This window comes from Cellulomonas persica, from assembly GCF_007989825.1.
Taxonomy (GTDB): Bacteria; Actinomycetota; Actinomycetes; order Actinomycetales; family Cellulomonadaceae; genus Cellulomonas; species Cellulomonas persica.
In genome coordinates, this window is sequence record NZ_BJUA01000001.1 from 157,894 (window position 1) to 175,135 (window position 17,242).

Annotated in this window: 14 protein-coding genes; 2 read left to right on the plus strand and 12 right to left on the minus strand. The window is 74.0% G+C overall.

The annotated features are described in order from the left end of the window. Positions 1-22: 22 nt before the first annotated feature. Positions 23-1,411 (plus strand): nicotinate phosphoribosyltransferase, encoded by a 1,389-nt coding sequence (locus CPE01_RS00740; RefSeq protein WP_146804729.1) that lies wholly within the window; start codon positions 23-25, stop codon positions 1,409-1,411. Positions 1,412-1,619: 208 nt separating this feature from the next. On the opposite strand, the gene CPE01_RS16260 is transcribed toward CPE01_RS00740, so the two are convergent. The 10 genes from CPE01_RS16260 to CPE01_RS00785 all read right to left on the minus strand — a co-directional run bounded on the left by CPE01_RS16260 (position 1,620) and on the right by CPE01_RS00785 (position 11,274). Further along, entirely contained in the window at positions 1,620-1,769 is a 150-nt protein-coding gene (locus CPE01_RS16260) for a hypothetical protein (RefSeq protein WP_186811346.1), read from the minus strand. A 332-nt stretch (positions 1,770-2,101) separates the two neighbouring features. Continuing rightward, positions 2,102-3,913: a DEAD/DEAH box helicase gene (locus CPE01_RS00745; protein WP_146804730.1), complete on the minus strand. Its 1,812-nt coding sequence runs from the start codon at positions 3,911-3,913 to the stop codon at positions 2,102-2,104. After that, entirely contained in the window at positions 3,910-4,287 is a 378-nt protein-coding gene (locus CPE01_RS00750) for a DUF3039 domain-containing protein (protein ID WP_146804731.1), read from the minus strand. Before CPE01_RS00750 ends, CPE01_RS00745 begins: the two co-directional genes overlap by 4 nt. A gap of 62 nt (positions 4,288-4,349) precedes the next feature. Next, positions 4,350-5,132, minus strand: a complete 783-nt coding sequence (gene nagB, locus CPE01_RS00755; RefSeq protein ID WP_146804732.1) for a glucosamine-6-phosphate deaminase — start codon at positions 5,130-5,132, stop codon at positions 4,350-4,352. Further along, the gene (locus CPE01_RS00760; protein WP_146804733.1) at positions 5,132-6,109 is read right to left on the minus strand and encodes an ROK family protein; all 978 of its coding nucleotides are present in this window, start codon (positions 6,107-6,109) and stop codon (positions 5,132-5,134) included. The genes nagB and CPE01_RS00760 overlap by 1 nt, the downstream gene beginning before the upstream one ends. A 4-nt stretch (positions 6,110-6,113) precedes the next feature. Next, on the minus strand, positions 6,114-7,028 hold the full coding sequence (locus CPE01_RS00765) for a carbohydrate ABC transporter permease (protein WP_146804734.1): 915 nt from the start codon (positions 7,026-7,028) through the stop codon (positions 6,114-6,116). Next, positions 7,025-8,026, minus strand: a complete 1,002-nt coding sequence (locus tag CPE01_RS00770; protein ID WP_146804735.1) for a carbohydrate ABC transporter permease — start codon at positions 8,024-8,026, stop codon at positions 7,025-7,027. The genes CPE01_RS00765 and CPE01_RS00770 overlap by 4 nt, the downstream gene beginning before the upstream one ends. A gap of 133 nt (positions 8,027-8,159) precedes the next feature. Next, positions 8,160-9,485 (minus strand): extracellular solute-binding protein, encoded by a 1,326-nt coding sequence (locus CPE01_RS00775; RefSeq protein WP_146804923.1) that lies wholly within the window; start codon positions 9,483-9,485, stop codon positions 8,160-8,162. 94 nt (positions 9,486-9,579) lie between these two features. Beyond that, positions 9,580-10,749 carry an ROK family transcriptional regulator gene (locus CPE01_RS00780; protein ID WP_146804736.1) on the minus strand — a complete coding sequence of 390 codons (1,170 nt, stop codon included), beginning with the start codon at positions 10,747-10,749 and terminating at the stop codon, positions 9,580-9,582. A gap of 216 nt (positions 10,750-10,965) precedes the next feature. Then, positions 10,966-11,274, minus strand: coding sequence for a hypothetical protein (locus CPE01_RS00785; protein ID WP_146804737.1), 309 nt, complete (start codon positions 11,272-11,274; stop codon positions 10,966-10,968). 176 nt (positions 11,275-11,450) lie between these two features. Here CPE01_RS00785 and pgi point away from each other — a divergent pair, with 176 nt between their 5' ends. Next, positions 11,451-13,133, plus strand: coding sequence for a glucose-6-phosphate isomerase (gene pgi / locus CPE01_RS00790; protein ID WP_146804924.1), 1,683 nt, complete (start codon positions 11,451-11,453; stop codon positions 13,131-13,133). Between the two features lie 72 nt (positions 13,134-13,205). Here the strand turns inward: pgi and CPE01_RS00795 are convergent, their stop codons facing one another. Beyond that, complete coding sequence (locus tag CPE01_RS00795) at positions 13,206-16,043, minus strand: multicopper oxidase domain-containing protein (protein ID WP_146804738.1); 2,838 nt, start codon at positions 16,041-16,043, stop codon at positions 13,206-13,208. Beyond that, positions 16,040-17,221 carry a DUF8744 domain-containing protein gene (locus CPE01_RS00800; protein ID WP_186811347.1) on the minus strand — a complete coding sequence of 394 codons (1,182 nt, stop codon included), beginning with the start codon at positions 17,219-17,221 and terminating at the stop codon, positions 16,040-16,042. The genes CPE01_RS00795 and CPE01_RS00800 overlap by 4 nt, the downstream gene beginning before the upstream one ends. Positions 17,222-17,242 lie beyond the last annotated feature (21 nt).

A 17,242-nucleotide genomic window follows, 5' to 3' on the forward strand; every position in this document is an offset into this window, starting at 1 on the left:
CGCTTCGGCCTACCGTGTCGCCATGACGACGCTGCCGAGCCCGGCGCTCCTGACGGACCGCTACGAGCTGACGATGCTGCAGGCCGCGCTGCGCGACGGCACGGCCGGGCGCCGCTGCGTGTTCGAGGTCTTCACCCGCCGCCTGCCGCCCGGGCGGCGCTACGGCGTGGTCGCCGGGACGGGTCGCGTGCTCGAGGAGCTCACCCGGTTCCGGTTCGGCACCCCCGAGCTCGACTGGCTCGCCGACGAGCGCGTCGTCGACGACGCGACGCTGACCTACCTGGCGGACTACCGGTTCGGCGGCTCGGTCGTCGGCTACGCTGAGGGTGAGGCGTTCTTCCCGCACTCCCCCGTGCTCGTCGTCGAGGGCACGTTCGCCGAGGCCGTGCTGCTCGAGACGATGGTGCTGTCGGTGCTCAACTACGACTCCGCGGTCGCGTCCGCCGCGTCGCGCATGACGAGCGCCGCGGTGGACCGGCCGTGCCTCGAGATGGGCTCGCGCCGCGCGCACGAGTGGGCGGGCGTCGCGGCCGCGCGCGCGGCGGTGGTCGCGGGGTTCGCGGGGACGTCGAACCTCGAGGCGGGGCGGCGCTACGACATCGCGACGATCGGCACGGCGGCGCACGCGTTCACGCTCCTGCACGACGACGAGGCCTCGGCGTTCGCCTCGCAGGTCGACGCGCTCGGCGCGGGCACCACGCTGCTCGTCGACACGTACGACGTGAAGGAGGGCGTCGCGCGTGCGCTCGCCGCCGCAGGCCCCGGCCTGGGCGCCGTCCGGCTCGACTCGGGCGACCTGGCCGTGCTCGCGCACGAGGTCCGCGCGCAGCTCGACGCCGCCGGCGCGCACTCCGTGAAGATCACCGTGACGTCCGACCTCGACGAGCACGCGATCGCGGCCCTCGCGGTCGCGCCGGTCGACTCCTACGGCGTCGGCACGTCGGTGGTCACGGGCTCGGGCGCACCGACGTGCGGCATGGTCTACAAGCTCGTCGCGCGCGAGGACGCCGACGGCGTGCTGCAGCCCGTCGCCAAGGCGTCGACGGCCAAGACGAGCGTCGGGGGGCGCAAGTCCGCCGCGCGGCGGGTCGTCGGCGGACGCGACGCGGAAGAGGTGCTCGTGACGGGTCCCGACGAGCGCGTGCGTGCGGCCTCGTCGTCCGCCGACGCCGCGCGCGAGGCGTTCGACGCCCTGGAGCAGGCGGAGCGCGGGCCCGGCGAGCTGCGCCCGCTGCACGTCCCGCTCGTCGTCGACGGGCAGGTCGACGAGCGCTGGACCGGTCCGCAGGGCGTGCGTGCTGCCGCCGAGCGGCACCGCACCTCCCGCGCCACGCTCCCCCGCGGCGCACGCCGGCTCTCGGCCGACGAGGCCGCGCTCCCCACGGTGACGCTCACGCTCCCGCGGTCCTGACCGCACCGCAGCATCACTGCCCGACCACTGCCCGGACCCGACCACTGCCCGGGGAACGAGCTCGCGTCCGGGCGGGGTGGTGCGGGCGGTCCTCGGAACGCTGGGCGTGACCGCCCGGAGATGCCGGACGCCGACCCGCTCATCGCAAGCGGGCCGGCGTCCGGCGCTCTGGGGTGCCGGAGGGGGAAGTCCGGCGACGTTCGTCGTGCTACACGCGGCGACGACCGCCTGCGAGGGCCAGGATCAGGCTGATCACGAGGACGGCGATACCGATCCACAGCAGGAACGTGCCGACTCCGCTGAAGCCCAGGATCACGAGGACGACGCCGATGATGACGAGGATGAGCCACGAGGGCATCTCGTACTCCTTTCGTCGGCCGGCACGCGTGCTGCCGGCGAGGGACGAGGCGCGGTGTTCCGGGCCTCGAAGCACCTCAACGGTCCCGCGCCCGGGCCTGGTCGGCACGTCGAACGGATGACTTGCGCGAGCGGCGGGCGGTGCTATGGCACGCGCTCCCACACCTGTGACCTGCGGCTTCTCACGCAAACCGGCCCGTCCGACCTGTCCATATCGCGAGACGGGGATTGCTTCCCAGGTCGCGCCGGAGAAACGTAGAGAGTTAGGCCTACCGGTCCGGGGCGGGTGACGCGCCAGCGCCGATGCGCCGCCTCACGCTCCCCCCAGTGCACCTAGCGCTTGCCGACGAACCAGCCGCGGAGCATCGCGACACGCGACTCGAGCTGGTCCGGGTCCGCGAGCGCGACCTCGGGCCCCCCGCACCGCCGCCGCAGCTCGGTGTGCACCGCGCCGTGCGGCTGGCCGCTGCGCCGCGACCACGCGCCCACGAGCTGCGCGAGCTCCTTGCGCAGCTCCGCCTGGCGCCGGTGGTCCATCGCCTCGAGCTCGGCCGCCGGGTCCCGCGGTGCACGACGACCCTTGAGCTGGTCGGCCTGCCGCTGGCGCAGCAGAGCGGACACCTGGTCGGCGTCGAGCAGGCCCGGCAGGCCGAGGAAGTCGAGCTCCTCGTCGGAGCCCACCTCGGCGCCCGTGCCGAACTCGCCGCCGTCGAACAGCACACGGTCGAACGACGCCTGCGCCTCGAGCGCCTCGAACGACCCCTGGACGCCGTCCGGCCCGACCGCGTCCGGGCCGTTGCGCTCGGAGTTGGCGGCCGCGAGCAGGGCGTCCTCCGGGTTGAACCCGGCGCCCTCCTCCTCGGCGGTCTTCGGGCGGTCGAGCGCGTGGTCGCGCTCGAGCTCGAGCGCGTTGGCGAGCGCGAGCAGCTGCGGCACCGACGGGAGGAACACCGACGCGGTCTCGCCGCGCTTGCGGGCGCGGACGAACCGGCCGACGGCCTGCGCGAAGAACAGCGGCGTCGCGGTGCTCGTCGCGTACACGCCCACCGCGAGCCGCGGGACGTCGACGCCCTCGGAGACCATGCGCACGGCGACGAGCCAGCGCGAGTCGCTGCGCGAGAACTCGTCGATCTTGTCGCTCGCGGTCGGGTCGTCGGACAGCACGACGGTCGGCGACTCGCCCGTGAGGCGCGCGAGGTGCCCCGCGTACGCCCGCGCGTCGGTCTGGTCGGTCGCGATGATCATCGCGCCCGCGTCCGGGACCGTGCGCCGCACCTCGGTCAGCCGGCGGTCGGCACCCGCGAGCACCGCGGGGATCCACTCGCCGCCCGGGTCGAGCGCGGTGCGCCACGCCTGCGCGGTCATGTCCTTGGTGAGCGCCTCACCGAGCCGCGCGCTGATCTCGTCGCCCGTCTTGGTGCGCCAGCGCATGCTGCCCGAGTACGACAGGAAGATCACGGGGCGCACGACGTGGTCGCGCAGCGCGTCGCCGTAGTTGTAGCTGTAGTCGGCGACCGAGCGCCGGATGCCCTGCGCATCGCGGTCGTAGCGGACGAACGGGATCGCCGCGGTGTCGGAGCGGAACGGCGTCCCCGTGAGCGCGAGCCGTCGCGTCGCGCCCTCGAACGCCTCCCGGACTCCGTCGCCCCACGACAGCGCGTCGCCACCGTGGTGCACCTCGTCGAGGATGACGAGCGTGGGGGCCGCGCCCGTGCGCGCCGCGTGCAGCGCGGGCTTGTTGGCGACCTGCGCGTACGTGACCGCGACGCCGTCGAAGCCGTGCCCGTGCCGGCCCTGCGCGTTGCTGAAGTTGGGGTCGAGCCGGATCCCCACACGTGCGGCGGCGTCCGCCCACTGCCGCTTGAGGTGGTCGGTCGGCGCGACGACCGTCACGCGGCGCACGACGCGCGCCTCGAGCAGCTCGGTCGCGATCCGCAGGGCGAACGTCGTCTTGCCCGCGCCGGGGGTCGCCACCGCGAGGAAGTCACGCGGTGCGCGCGCCCGGTACAGCTCGAGGGCCTCCGCCTGCCACGCACGCAGCTTGCCTGCCGTCCCCCACGGCGCACGCGACGGGAAGGCCGGCGGCAGGTGGGATGCCGCCGACGACGACGCGTGAGTGGTGGACGGTTCGAACGACGCGCTCAACGTCCGGACGAGCCGCGGCCGAAGCCCCAGCGGCGTCCGCCGCCCGAGCCGCCCGACGACCCTCCGCCCGGGCCGCCGTCGCCGTCCTGCGGCGGCCGGAGCCCGTCGTAGATCTCCTTGCACACCGGGCAGACCGGGAACTTGTTCGGGTCGCGACCCGGCACCCAGACCTTGCCGCACAGCGCGACGACGGGCCTGCCCGTCACGGCCGACTCGGTGATCTTCTCCTTGCGCACGTAGTGCGCGAAGCGCTCGTGATCGCCCGGCTCGACCTGCTCGGTCGCCTCGGTGCGCTCGAGGACGCTCGTCCCCGTCGCCTGGTCCGGACCGAACGGGTCGTCGGGGCCGGCGGGCGAGGACAGCGGTTCACTCATGCGCGGAAGTCTACGTCGGGAGTCCGACATGCCTCACGCACCGCCCACCCCCCGAGCGTCCCTCAGAGCCCCTGCCACGCGGGCTTGGCGGCGTAGGTCTCGCGGTAGTAGTCCGCGAGCTGCAGCCGGCTCGCCGCGGCGTCGTCGACCAGCACCGTGACGTGCGGGTGGTGCTGCAGCACGGTCGCGGGCCACAGCGCGCTGACCGGGCCCTCGACGAGCTGGTGCACCGCCTCGGCCTTGCCCCGCCCCTGCGCGAGCAGCACCAGGTGGCGGGCCGACATGATCGTCGCGAGCCCCTGGGTCAGGCAGTGCGTCGGCACCTGGGACACGTCGTCGTCGAAGAACCGCGCGTTGTCCTCGCGCGTCTGGCGCGTGAGCGTCTTGATGCGCGTGCGGGACGCGAGCGACGAGCCCGGCTCGTTGAACGCGACGTGCCCGTCGGTGCCGATGCCCAGGAGCTGCAGGTCCACGCCGCCCACGTCCGCGATCGCGCGCTCGTAGGCCGCGCAGGCCTCGACCAGGTCGTCGGCCAGGCCGTCCGGACCCTGCACGGCGCCCTCGGCGAAGTCGACGCGCGAGGCGATCTCCGCCTCGATGACGTTGCGGTAGCGCTCCGGGTGGTCGGCCGGCAGGCCCACGTACTCGTCGAGCATGAACGCGCGTGCCCGCGCGAACGACAGCCCGTCCTGCGTGTGCCGCCGGGCGAGCTCGTCGTACACCGCGAGCGGGCTCGACCCGGTCGCCAGACCCAGCACGGTCTGCGGGCGGGCCCGCAGCAGCCGCTCGATCGCGTCGGCCGCCAGGCGGGCCAGCTCCGGACCCGGGGCGATGACGACCTCCATCAGCTTCCTCCTCGTGCGACCAGAGCGGCGCCGACGGCGCCGAGCGGCACCCCCGCGGGGGCGAGCCGCACGCGGCCGGGCAGGTCCGCGGCGGCCAGGAACGGCGAGGCCGCCGCCTGGCGGTCGAGCTCGGCGACGAGACCGCGCAGCAGCGGCTCACCGAGCTGGCTCACGCCACCGCCGATGACGACCCGGCCGACGTCGCACGTCAGCACGAGCACGCGCACCGCGCCCGCGACCGCCGTCAGGAACTCGTCCCGCACGGCGACCGCACGCTCGTCGCCCGCATCCGCCGCCTCGAACACCTCGACGGGTGCGGGACGCCCGGACCGCGACGGCCACGCCGCGTCGAGGGCCGAGCCCGACGCGTACCGCTCGAGACAGCCCGTCTGGCCGCACTTGCACGGCAGGCCGTCGGGCACGAACCGCAGGTGGCCGATCTCGCCGGCCGCGCGGTGCGGACCGCGCCGCAGGCGGCCGTCGAGCATGAGCCCTGCCGCCAGACCGGTGCCGAGCGCGATGAACGCGAGGTCGTCGACCGGTCCCTCACCGGCGGCCGTCAGGTGCCGGGCCGTGCCGAGCACCGCCGCGTTGAGGTCGTTCTCCAGGTGCACGGTCACGCCGTCGAGCTCGCGCGAGACGAGTCCGGCGAGCGGTGCGCTTCCGTCGATCCCGAGGTTGACCGCGTTCGTGACCGTGCCCGCGTCGGCGTCGACCACGCCCGGGACGCCCACGCCCACGCCGACGAGGTCGGCCGGCGTGAGGCCCGCGTCCGCCACGACACGGCGCACCGCGTCGGCGACGTCGGCGGCGATCCGCTGCGCGCCGCTGCCGGTCGGCCGCACGTCGCGCGCCAGGACCCGGCCCGCGTCGTCGAGCACGATCGTCACGGTAGTGCTGCCGCCGACGTCGACGCCGACGGCGGGTCGTCGGTCGCCGGCAGCGCTCGCGCGGCCGTCGGTGCTGAGCTCGGACATGCGCTCAGCCCTTGACCGCGCCGGACACGAGGCCCGAGGTCATCCGGCCCTGCACGAACAGGAAGAAGATGATCACCGGGATCGCGATGAGCGTGGACGCCGCCATGACCTGCCCCCAGTCGACGCCACGGTTGGCGGACGCCGACAGGAAGTTGCGCAGCCACAGGGGCAGCGTCTGGCTGGACTGCGACGGCAGCGCGACGAGCGCGACCGTGAACTCGTTCCACGCCTGCAGGAACGCGTACACGCCCGAGGCCACGAGACCCGGCGCGAGCAGCGGGAACGTGATCCGCAGGAACGCCTGCGTGCGCGAGAGCCCGTCGACCATCGCGGCCTCCTCGAGCTCGGCGGGCACACCCGCGACGAACCCGCGCAGCATCCAGATGGTGAACGGGATCACCGCGGCCGTGTAGAGCACGGTCACGCCGATCACGGAGTCGAGCAGGTGGACCGACGAGAGCATCTTGTACTGCGCGATGAACAGGCCCTCGGCCGGCAGCATCTGGATGAACAGCACCGCGAGGACGAACGACGTGCGGCCGCGGAACTTCCAGCGGCTGATCGCGAGCGCACCGAGGAACGCGAAGACCAGCACGGCGAGCACCGTCAGGAGCGTGATCGCGGTGCTCATCTTGAGCGCGGTCGCGAAGTCGCCGCCCTCGAGCACGCGCGAGAAGTTGGTCGTCGTGGCGTGCAGCGGCAGGAACTGCGGCGTCGTCGCCCGCAGGTACGCGGCGGGCGTGAACGCGGACAGGACCATCCAGTAGACGGGGAAGACCCAGATCAGCGCGGCGAGGATGCCGAGGGCACCCAGGGCCACGGCGCGCACCCGGCGGCGGTTCGCGCGCGGTGCGTGCTTCCTGGTCGCGAGGTCGCGGGCCTTGCCCTGCGACGGGCGCGCGGGCGCGATGGCGCTCATGCGTCCTCCTTCATGAGGCTGCGGACGTACGGCCAGCTCAGCAGGACGGTGAGCGCCAGCACGAAGATCGAGACGGCTGCGGCCCCGCCGAAGTCCTGGCGGCTCATGCCGAGCTCGTAGATGAAGTTGCCGAGCAGGTTGGTCTCGGACACCGGGGCGCCTGCGTCCTGCAGGAGCCGGATCTGCGCGAACACCCGCAGGTCCCAGATGATCTGCAGCAGCAGGACGATCGACAGGACCGGGCGGACCATCGGCAGCAGGATGTGCCACAGCTGCTGCCGGCCGCTCGCGCCGTCGATGCGCGCGGCCTCGAGCACCTCCTCGGGCACCGACGTCAGGCCCGCGTACAGCGACAGCGCGACGAACGGCACCGACATCCAGACGATGATCATGGTCGCGACGAAGAAGAACGTCATGGGCTGCGAGAGCCACGAGTAGCCGGCCATGCCGTCGAAGCCGACCTTGACGAGCAGCCAGTTGACGACGCCCGTGCGGTAGTCGAACAGCCACTTGAAGACCGTGACGCCCGCGACCATCGGCATCGCCCACGCGAGCAGCAGGCAGACCTGCAGGGTGAGCCGGACGGGCGTCGTGACCGCGCGCATCAGCAGCGCGAGCGCGAGGCCGACCACGACCGTGAGCAGCGCGTTGACCATGCAGAACACGACCGAGCGCGCGACCACGGCCCACAGCGCGTCGTCGGTGAAGATGCGCACGAAGTTGTCGAGCCCGACGAACTCGGGCGGCTGCCCGAACTGCTGCTCGAGGCCGTACTTCTGCACCGACATGACGACCTGCTTGCCGACCGGGTAGGCCAGACCGGCGAGCAGCGCGACGACGGCGGGGACGAGGAGCAGGTAGGGCGCCGAGGGCGGGCGGCGCCGGCGCGGGGCGGGCGGCTCGCCCGTCGGCGCGGTGCCGGTCGCCGCAGGGCCGGTCGCAGCGGGGCCGGCCGGGCCGCTGTGCGCGGGCACGCCGAGGGCAGCGTCGTGGGACATGAGTGGTCTCCTGTGTGCCGAGGCGGGGCCTCGGGGCCGTCTGCGGGGCCCCGTGCTGCGGGGCCCCGCGGACAGCGGGGTCGGTCCGTCGGGTGGCCGGGCAGGGTCCCGCCCGGCCACCCGTGATCGGGCGTCAGCCCGCGGCGCCACCGTTGAGCATCGGCGTCAGCTTGGCGTCGTACTCGGTCGCCAGCGCGGCGACGTCGCCGCCGTCGGCGATCTTCTGGAACAGCTCCTCGTAGACGAACGCGCCCTCGATGGCGGCCCAGCCCGGCGCGGCCGGGGTGAGCTTGGAGGCCGCGGCGGTCTCGATCATCGTCGTGGCGAACTTGTCGTCACCGAGCGAGGACACGAAGTCGGAGTTGCCCGGGCCGAGGCCCGCACCGCCGAGCTTCGTCTGGTACTCCTCCGAGAAGATGATCCGCAGGAGGTTCTCGGCGAGCTCCGGGTGCTGCGACTTCGCCGAGACGGCGATGTTCGAGCCACCGGCGAAGACCGGCGCGATGCCGCCGTCGACACCCGGCAGCGCGAAGATGTCGAACGTGGTGTCGTCGGCCATGCCGTCGCGCACCTCGTCGCCCGCGTCGTTCGTCGTGATGTCACCGATCGACCAGCGCGCCCAACCCGGCGCCATGATCGTCGCCGCCGCCGGCGCGGACCCGTCCGTGCCGTCGTTCAGGAAGTCCCAGTACGCGACGTCACGCTCGGTCGAGGGCAGGTTCGAGGCGGTCCGGTAGACCTCCTGCCACTGCGTGAGGCCCTCGATCGTCTTGGGGTCCGAGAGCGTCGAGGTCCACGTGGTGCCGTCCACCGTCGCGAGCTCGCCGCCGTTGGCGAACACCCACGAGATGCCGTTGCGCCAGTCCTGGCCACCCATCGCGAAGCCCGACTGCGTGTCGGTCTTGAGCTTGGCGACCGACTCGCTGAACTCCGAGAGCGTCTTCGGCACCTCGAGGCCCGCGGCCGTCCAGATGTCCTTGCGGTAGAACATGTAGCGCGAACCGAAGTAGTACGGCAGCGCGTAGTTCTTGCCGTCGACCGAGCCCACGTCGACGAACGACTGCAGCAGCTTGTCGCCGCCCAGCTCGTCGTAGATCGGGGTCAGGTCGCGGAACGCGCCCACGGTCGTGAACGTCGGCGACTGCGTGTTGCCGATCTCGACGACGTCGGGCGTGTTCGCCTCGTCGGGCAGCGCGGTCGTGAGCTTGGTGACGAGGTCGGGCCACGCGACCTCCTCGATGGTCAGCGTCGAGCCCGGGTTCTCGGCGGCGAACGTGTCCTTGAGGTACTGGCGCAGCTCGTCGTTGGTGTCACCGCCCGCGAGCCAGAGCGTGATCTCGGCAGCCTCTGCCGTCTTCTCGCCGCCGGCGGTCGTCGCGTCGTCCGACGGCGTGTCGCTGGAGCTGCAGGCGGTCAGCGCGAGCGTCGCCGCCACGCCGAGGGCCGCGAACCGTAGCATCTTCACGTTGGGGTTCCTCCCGTGTGCGAGGCGAGCGCCGGGGCGGCGGTCGCCGGGGTGGTGCCTTGACCTGCAAGGGGGCGGCTCGGGGTCGTCACGTGACCCCGAGCTGCCCCGACAGGACGAGCACTGCCGCACCGGCCAGCGCCCCGTCCTCGTCGAGCGATCCCATCCGCACGGTCAGCCCGCGCCCGATGACGGGCATGGTCCGGGTGCGGATGGCGGTGAGCGCCGCCTCGCGCAGGGGACCGTCCAGCAGCTCCGTGGGGCCGGAGAGCAGGACCTCCGCGAGGTCGAGCGCACTGACGACGGGTGCCAGGGCGATGCCCAGCATCCGTCCCGCCGACGCCAGCGCGGCGTCGGAGTCCTCGGGGTCGAGACCCGCGATGCGCCGGCGCAGGGCCGGCACGCTCAGCACGGTCTCCAGGCAGCCGGCGCGGCCGCACGCGCACGCGAGCGGCACCTCGCCGGGCGTGCTCGCGTCGACGACGGTCACGTGGCCGATCTCGCCGGCGGCGTTGTTGCGGCCCAGGACGAGCGCGCCGTCGACGACGAGGCCCGCGCCGACGCCCTCGCCGACCGTCACGACCATCGAGCCGCGGCCCGAGGCCTTGCCGAACGTGAACTCGCCGAGCGCGCGCGAGTTGGCGTCATTGGCCACGTGCACCGGGACGTCGAGCCGTCCGTGCAGCAGTGTGGCGAGCGGCAGGTCGTACCAGCCCCGGTTGGGCGCCTGCACGACGTGCCCGTCGGTGGTGATGACACCCGGCGAGGCGATGCCGATGCCGATCACGGGGCGGTCGGCCGCGGCGATCAGCGCGCGGCACACGGCCTCGAGCGCGTCCACCGCGGCGTCGCCGGTGCGGCCGTCGAGCGGCGTCTCGTGCCGGGTGATGACGTCGCCGGTGAGCGTGAGCACCGCACCGTGGATCGTCGCGTCGTCGGTGAGGTCGACCGCGACCACCTGGAACGCGTGCGTGCGCATCCCGACGAGCGTCGCGGGCTTGCCGACCTTGCCCTCGGCGCGCACGCCGAGCTCCTCGACCAGCCCCTCCTCGATGAGGTCGCCGACGAGCGTCGAGACCGTCACCCGCGTCAGGCCGGTGCTGCGCGCGATGTCGGCGCGCGACGAGGGTCCGGTGTGGAACAGGTGCGCCAGGACGAGCGACCGGTTGTGCACGCGCGCGTGGCCCGGGAGCACCTTGGCGGTGGGCCGCAGGGCGCGCCCGGCTCGCGCGCCGGTCGTCGGGGTGGTCGCTGGCATGTTTGTTAGTAGACCTTCCTTATTAATCGCCGTCAAGGCCTGCCGGTGACCGTGATCACATCGTGACCGGCAGTTCACCCGCCCGTAGCGCGGGCAGCGCGAGACACCCGAGCAGGGCGGGGGCTGCGCACCGCGCCGGTCCCGTCTGGCGCGGGAGCAGGTCTCGTGCAGGACCCGGTCCCGCGCGGGGTCTCGCGTGCTGCTGCCCCGCGGGCGTCAGTGCCGGCGGTCGACCAGCACCCACGTCACCGCGCCGAGCGCGGCCGCGACGAGCAGGACCGACGGCCACGGGCCCAGCGGGGTGCGCGCGAGGAGGTGGGACGCGACGAAGCCGATCGCCCCGAGCAGCACGACGACGAGCACGCGCAGCGCCCCCGCGGTCCGCCACGACCGCCCCACGCACCAGGCCGCCCCTGCCGCCAGCACCGCTCCCCCGAGCGCGCGCACGTCCGTCGCCTGCGCGACCGCGAAGCCCGCGACGAGGCTCAGGGCGGCGATCAGGGCGGTGGGCACGCGACGGTTCACGGCGTCACTGTAGGTGGACGGCGCAGGCGGGCGGCGCCCACCGCCCGACGCAGGTCCCGTGCAGGCGCGCTCGCGCGCGCACTAGGTTGGGGTCGTCCGCGCGCACCGGGCCCGCACCGGCCCGACGTCGCCGCGCGGCGCGGCAGCCACTGCCCAGCCACCTCGGAGGGAACCCCATCGTGACCAGCCCCATCGACGCCACGACGACGAGCGCGTGGCAGGACCTGTCCGCGCACGAGTCCACGCTGACCCCGGACCTGCGCGGGTGGTTCGCGGCCGACCCGCAGCGGGCGCAGCGGCTCACGTTCCGCCTCGCAGACCTGCACGTCGACCTGTCGAAGAACCTCGTCACCGACGAGACCCTCGCGCTCCTGGTCCGCCTGGCGCAGGAGACCGGCGTCCCCGAGCGTCTGCAGGCCATGCTGCGCGGCGAGCACATCAACGTGACCGAGGACCGCGCCGTGCTGCACACCGCGCTGCGTCGCCCCGCGGGCGCGACCCCGGCGCTCGTCGTCGACGGTCAGGACGTGGACGGCGACGTGCAGGCCGAGCTCGCCACGATGTACGCGTTCGCGGACAAGGTGCGTTCGGGCGAGTGGACGGGCGTCACGGGCGAGCGCGTGAAGACGGTCGTCAACATCGGCATCGGCGGCTCCGACCTCGGGCCCGTCATGGTCTACGAGGCGCTGAAGCCGTACGTGCAGGAGGGCCTCGAGGTCCGCTTCGTCTCCAACATCGACCCCACGGACCTCGCGGAGAAGGTCAAGGGCCTGGACCCCGCGACGACGCTGTTCATCGTCGCGTCCAAGACGTTCGGCACGCTCGAGACGCTGACGAACGCGCGGCTCGCGCGCCGCTGGCTGTGGGACCAGCTCCTCGCAGCCGGTCACATCGAGGACACCGACGAGGCGCGCACGGCCGCGGTCGCGCAGCACTTCGTCGCGGTCTCGACCGCGCTGGACAAGGTCGCGGCGTTCGGCATCGACCCCGCCAACGCGTTCGGCTTCTGGGACTGGGTCGGCGGGCGCTACTCGGTCGACTCCACGATCGGCACGTCCGTCGCGATCGCGATCGGCCCGCAGGCGTTCGGTGAGCTGCTCGCGGGCTTCCACGCGGTCGACGAGCACGTCGCGACGACTCCGCTGGCGAGCAACGTGCCCGTCCTCATGGGCCTGCTCAACGTCTGGTACGTCAACTTCCTGGGCGCGCACACGCACGCCGTGCTGCCCTACGCGCAGTACCTGCACCGGTTCCCGGCGTACCTCCAGCAGCTCACGATGGAGTCGAACGGCAAGTCGGTCCGCTGGGACGGCACGCCGGTCACGACCGACACGGGCGAGGTGTTCTGGGGCGAGCCCGGCACGAACGGCCAGCACGCGTTCTACCAGCTGATCCACCAGGGCACGCGCCTCATCCCGGCGGACTTCATCGCGGTGGCCAACCCGGCGCACCCGCTCAAGGACGGCGACGCCGACGTGCACGGCCTGTTCCTGGCGAACTTCTTCGCGCAGACCAAGGCGCTCGCGTTCGGCAAGACGGCCGACGAGGTGCGCGCCGAGGGCACCGACGAGGCGATCGTCCCCGCACGCGTGTTCTCGGGGAACCGTCCGACGACGTCGATCCTCGCGCCCGCCCTGACGCCGTCGGTCGTCGGTCAGCTCATCGCGCTGTACGAGCACATCACGTTCGTGCAGGGCGCGGTCTGGGGCATCGACTCGTTCGACCAGTGGGGTGTCGAGCTGGGCAAGAAGCTCGCGCTCGAGATCGCCCCGGCGGTCGAGGGCGACACCGCGGCGCTCGAGGCCCAGGACCCGTCGACCAAGTCCCTGATCTCGACGTACCTCTCCCTGCGCGACTGACCTGCGCCACGCGAACGGGTGGAGAAACGCTCCCTGACCGAGCGCTTCTCCACCCGTCGTCGTACGGGCGCCCTACGGCGTGACCACCACGCGACCCGTGGCGCCCTTCTCCGCGTCGGACATGACGTGCGACACGAACGGGTACGTGCCCGCCTCCGGGAACGTCACCTCGACGAACCCGCCCTCGGCGGGCTGCAGCGCGAGCACCTGCGACCCTCCCGTGCCGGTCGAGCCGCCGTCACGCAGCGTGTACTCGCCCTCGCGGAAGACCGTGTGGAACTGCCCGCCGACGACGTGGAACGCGCTCGGCCGGTTCGGGCCGGCGTCGAGCACCCAGAACCGCACGCTCTGGCCGGCGGACGCCGTGAGCGGCCGGTCGCGGTACTGGTTCGCGTACCCGTTGAAGACGACGAGGTCGGGCACCTGGGTGGCGACCTTCGCGGCGTCGACCTCGCCGCCCTGCTCGCCCAGGTACAGCTCGTGCTGGACGACGACGTACTGCCGGTCGACCGGCGCGAGCCCGTCGGGCTCGATGACCACCGCGCCCAGCATCCCGTTGGCGAGGTGGGTCGACATCGGCATCGTCGAGCAGTGGTACATCCAGATGCCCGAGCGCGTGGCCGTGAACGTGTAGGTCAGCTCCTCGCCCGGCTGGATCGTCCGCATCACGTCGTCGGGCGCGAGCGCACCGGCGTGGAAGTCGATCGAGTGCCCGATCGAGCCGTCGTTGACGAGCGTCACGACGAACCTGTCCCCCACCCGCCCGTGCAGCACCGGCCCCGGCGCGGTGCCGCCGAACGTCCACAGCCGCTGCGTCACCCCGGGCGCGACCTCGCGCACGACCTCCTGCACGACGAGCCGCACGCGCCGCGTGACCGGCCCCTCGTCGGGCCCGAGCGGCTCGAGCGCGGCGTCGCGCGCGACGACGTCCTCGCCGGGTGCGGCCATGAGGTCGAGCAGGTCGGCCGCAGGTCCGGTCTGCGACGGGCCGTTCTGCGACGAGCCGGTCTGCGACGAGCCGGTGCCGCCGTGGTCGTGGTGCGCGCCTCCTGACGCGCCCGGGCCCGCGTGCGCGTCACCGGCCTCCCCCGCGTCGGCCGGCTGTTCGCCGTCCGGCGGGGCGGCCACCTGCGGGGTGCCCGTCGCGACGATCGTGAGCGTCATCCCCATGAGCCGGTGACCGGCCACCGAGCACCACGCGTCGAGGTCGCCGCCGACGACACCCACGTCGACGCTCGCGCTGCTCCCGGGCGCGAGCCGCCCGGTCGTCGCCCCGTTGGCGACGACGAGGTCGTGCACGTCGTCGTCGACGTTCGTCACCTCGAGCACCAGACGGTCACCCGCGGGGACCTCGATGCGCGACGGCGAGAACCGCATGTCGCGCGCCTCGACCCGCACGGTCGTGGTCCGCCCGGTCGCGACGACGTCGCCCGAGCCGTCGCCCGACGTCCCGGCCGTCGCGATCCCCGCCGCGGGCGGGTCCATCGCGACACCCACGACGAGCGCGAGCGCGAGCGCGCCCACCCCCACCGCGAGCGCCCCCGACCGGTGCGCGGACCGCGCCGCGAGAGCCGGCGCCGGACCGGCCGGAGCGCCGCCGGCCGCATCCGCGGGCCGGGTCTCGGCGCCGGGGCCGGAGGCGGCCGGCTGCGGTCGCCGCGCGTGGCGCACGACGAGCAGCGCACGCAGCGCGAGCACGACGAACGCGACGAGCGCGCCGAGCACGACGAACGAGACCACGACGCGCACGGTGCTCGGCACGGGCGCGCAGAACAGCAGCAGGCCTCCGTTGACCAGGACGAGCCGGACCACGGCGCCTCGCTCGAGCTCGGCCGCGGTGCGGCGCGCGACCGCAGGACCGCCGCCGAGCACGACGGGCAGCAGGTGCGACAGCGCGCCGATGAGCACCTGCGCCGCGAACCCGACGACGAACGGCGCCACGAGCCCGCGCACGCGGTCGACCGCGACGTCCCACCCGGGCGCCGCGACGACCACCGCGCCGAACGCGAGCGACGAGCCCACGAACCAGGCGAGCGACGCGGCGAGCGAGCCCGGCGCGAACGTCGGCGGCACGGGCACGGGCGCGGTGCGCGCCGGGAGCTCGCGTGCGGCGTTGGCCGCGACGACGGGCAGGGCCGCTCGCCGCTGGCGCCACATGACGAGCCCGATCAGCCCGGCGCCGACGCTCACGACGACGCAGCCGACGGGTACGAGCCAGCGCAGCCCGGTCGCAGCCCCGACGACGAGCACGCCGAGACCGGCCAGGACCACGGGCAGCGCGCGGCGCCCGTCCCGTTCGTCCTCGGGCTCGATGCGGGCGTGCTGGACCGTGGGCCACAGCACCATGAGCGTGCCGAGCACGGTGGTCGCGACCCAGCCGACGAGCGTGAGCGCGACGTGCGCGACGTAGACGCGGCCGTGCGCGTCGTCGGACAGCGTCCCGCGGGCGAGCACCACGCCGCACGCGACCCCGAGCGGCAGCGCGAGACCCGCGCACACGTACCAGCGCACGAGCGGCCGGAAGCGGGTGGGCAGCGCGCCGCGCATCTGCCGGACCAGGACGACGGCCTGCGTCAGCCCCGCACCCGCGACGAGCACGGAGCCGGGCACGACGAGCGCGAAGTGGGGCAGCGCGAGGCCCGCGACGACGAGCAGCGCGCCGACGGTGTGCGCCGCGAGCCGCGCGGTCAGGCCACGGCGCCCACCGGGCACGGGCGTGCGCAACAGCGTGTCGGCGAAGTGCTGGCTCCACAGCAGGATCGCGGTGGTGACCGCGCCGAGCAGCAGCAGGTGCACCATGAGCCACTGCGCGGCGGGCACCCAGCGGTGCGCGACGGTCAGGAGCGCGGCCGCCACGAGCCACGCGAGGACGAGCCCGTTGGCGCGCACGTGCCACGACGCGCGGGTCATGCCGCGACCTCCACCCGGGACGTCCCGCGAGCTCCCGCGGCGTCCGCGGCGACGGCGGACCGGGGCGGGCGCGCGGGGGCGCCGAGCAGCACGCTCGTCGCCGCGACGGCGACGAACGCCAGGACCGCGACGATGTTGCCCACGCCACCGCCTTGCACCGCCCAGGCCACGTCCCGTGCGTCACCGACGAGCACGCGCAGCAGGAGCGTCACGTGCAGGGTCACGAGAGGCGCGTACATGACCGGCCGGTACGGCAGCGGGCGGCGCAGCACGGCGGGCAGGATCACGGGCGCATGGGCCATGACCATCGACATCACGAACCCGAGGAACACCGCGTGCAGCACCGCGTCGTAGCGGACCCCGCTCGTCGCGGGCCCGCCGACGAGCCAGATCGCGCCGGCGACCGCGAGCCAGCCGAACGCACCGAGCATCGCGGCCGCCATGAACCGTGGCAGGCCGTACCCCCGCACGGTGCGGCGCGCGACGTCGAACCGCAGCAGGACCGCGACGGTCCCGACGAGCGCCAGCCCCAGCACGGCCGTGCCGAGCCCCGGCCACACGAGCGCGAGAGCGGCCCCGGCGACCACCGCGAGCGACCCCGCGAGCAGCCCGTGCTCCGCGGCCGGGGGCACCGGCACGACGCGCATGAGCTCGAGCCGCTCGCCCACGATCGTCAGGACGAGGAAAGCGACCAGCCACGGCGCGAGGTCCGGCACCGGGACGCCCGCCGCCCACAGCGTCGCGGCCCCGAGCGCGCCGACCGCGCCCAGCCCCTGGATCGCGATCGCCGGGTCCGCCCGCCGACGCCACGCGGCGACGTAGAGCGCGACGAGGACCGCCGACCCGACGACCTGGCACACGCGGCCCGCGACGAGCGGCGCGGGCGAGACGAGCAGCAGGCCACCGAGCCCGAGGGACGCGGGCGCGGCCCACGCCCACGGGCGCGCGCGCTCGTGGGTCCTCGACGGGGCGAGGGCGACCGCACGCTCGAGCGCGACGAGCGTGCCGACGAAGCCCAGCACCATGAGCGGGCCGTGCACGTCCGGGAGCCGGTCGAGCTCGACCGGGGCGGGCAGGCCGAGCAGCGTGAGGGCGGCGTCCAGGCCCGCGAGCAGGGCGACGCCGGCCGGCAGCAGCAGCGTGAGACGCGCGAGCGGTCGGCGTGACGGATTTTCCACGTCAGCACCGTATTTAACCCG

Bases quoted from the DNA above. Each gene is read 5' to 3' on its own strand.
- CPE01_RS00740 (WP_146804729.1), top strand. From the start codon at position 23: ATGACGACGCTGCCGAGCCCGGCGCTCCTGACGGACCGCTACGAGCTG.
- CPE01_RS16260 (WP_186811346.1), bottom strand. From the start codon at position 1,769: ATGCCCTCGTGGCTCATCCTCGTCATCATCGGCGTCGTCCTCGTGATC.
- CPE01_RS00750 (WP_146804731.1), bottom strand. From the start codon at position 4,287: ATGAGTGAACCGCTGTCCTCGCCCGCCGGCCCCGACGACCCGTTCGGT.
- nagB (WP_146804732.1), bottom strand. From the start codon at position 5,132: ATGGAGGTCGTCATCGCCCCGGGTCCGGAGCTGGCCCGCCTGGCGGCC.
- CPE01_RS00760 (WP_146804733.1), bottom strand. From the start codon at position 6,109: ATGTCCGAGCTCAGCACCGACGGCCGCGCGAGCGCTGCCGGCGACCGA.
- CPE01_RS00765 (WP_146804734.1), bottom strand. From the start codon at position 7,028: ATGAGCGCCATCGCGCCCGCGCGCCCGTCGCAGGGCAAGGCCCGCGAC.
- CPE01_RS00770 (WP_146804735.1), bottom strand. From the start codon at position 8,026: ATGTCCCACGACGCTGCCCTCGGCGTGCCCGCGCACAGCGGCCCGGCC.
- CPE01_RS00775 (WP_146804923.1), bottom strand. From the start codon at position 9,485: ATGCTACGGTTCGCGGCCCTCGGCGTGGCGGCGACGCTCGCGCTGACC.
- CPE01_RS00780 (WP_146804736.1), bottom strand. From the start codon at position 10,749: ATGCCAGCGACCACCCCGACGACCGGCGCGCGAGCCGGGCGCGCCCTG.
- CPE01_RS00795 (WP_146804738.1), bottom strand. From the start codon at position 16,043: ATGACCCGCGCGTCGTGGCACGTGCGCGCCAACGGGCTCGTCCTCGCG.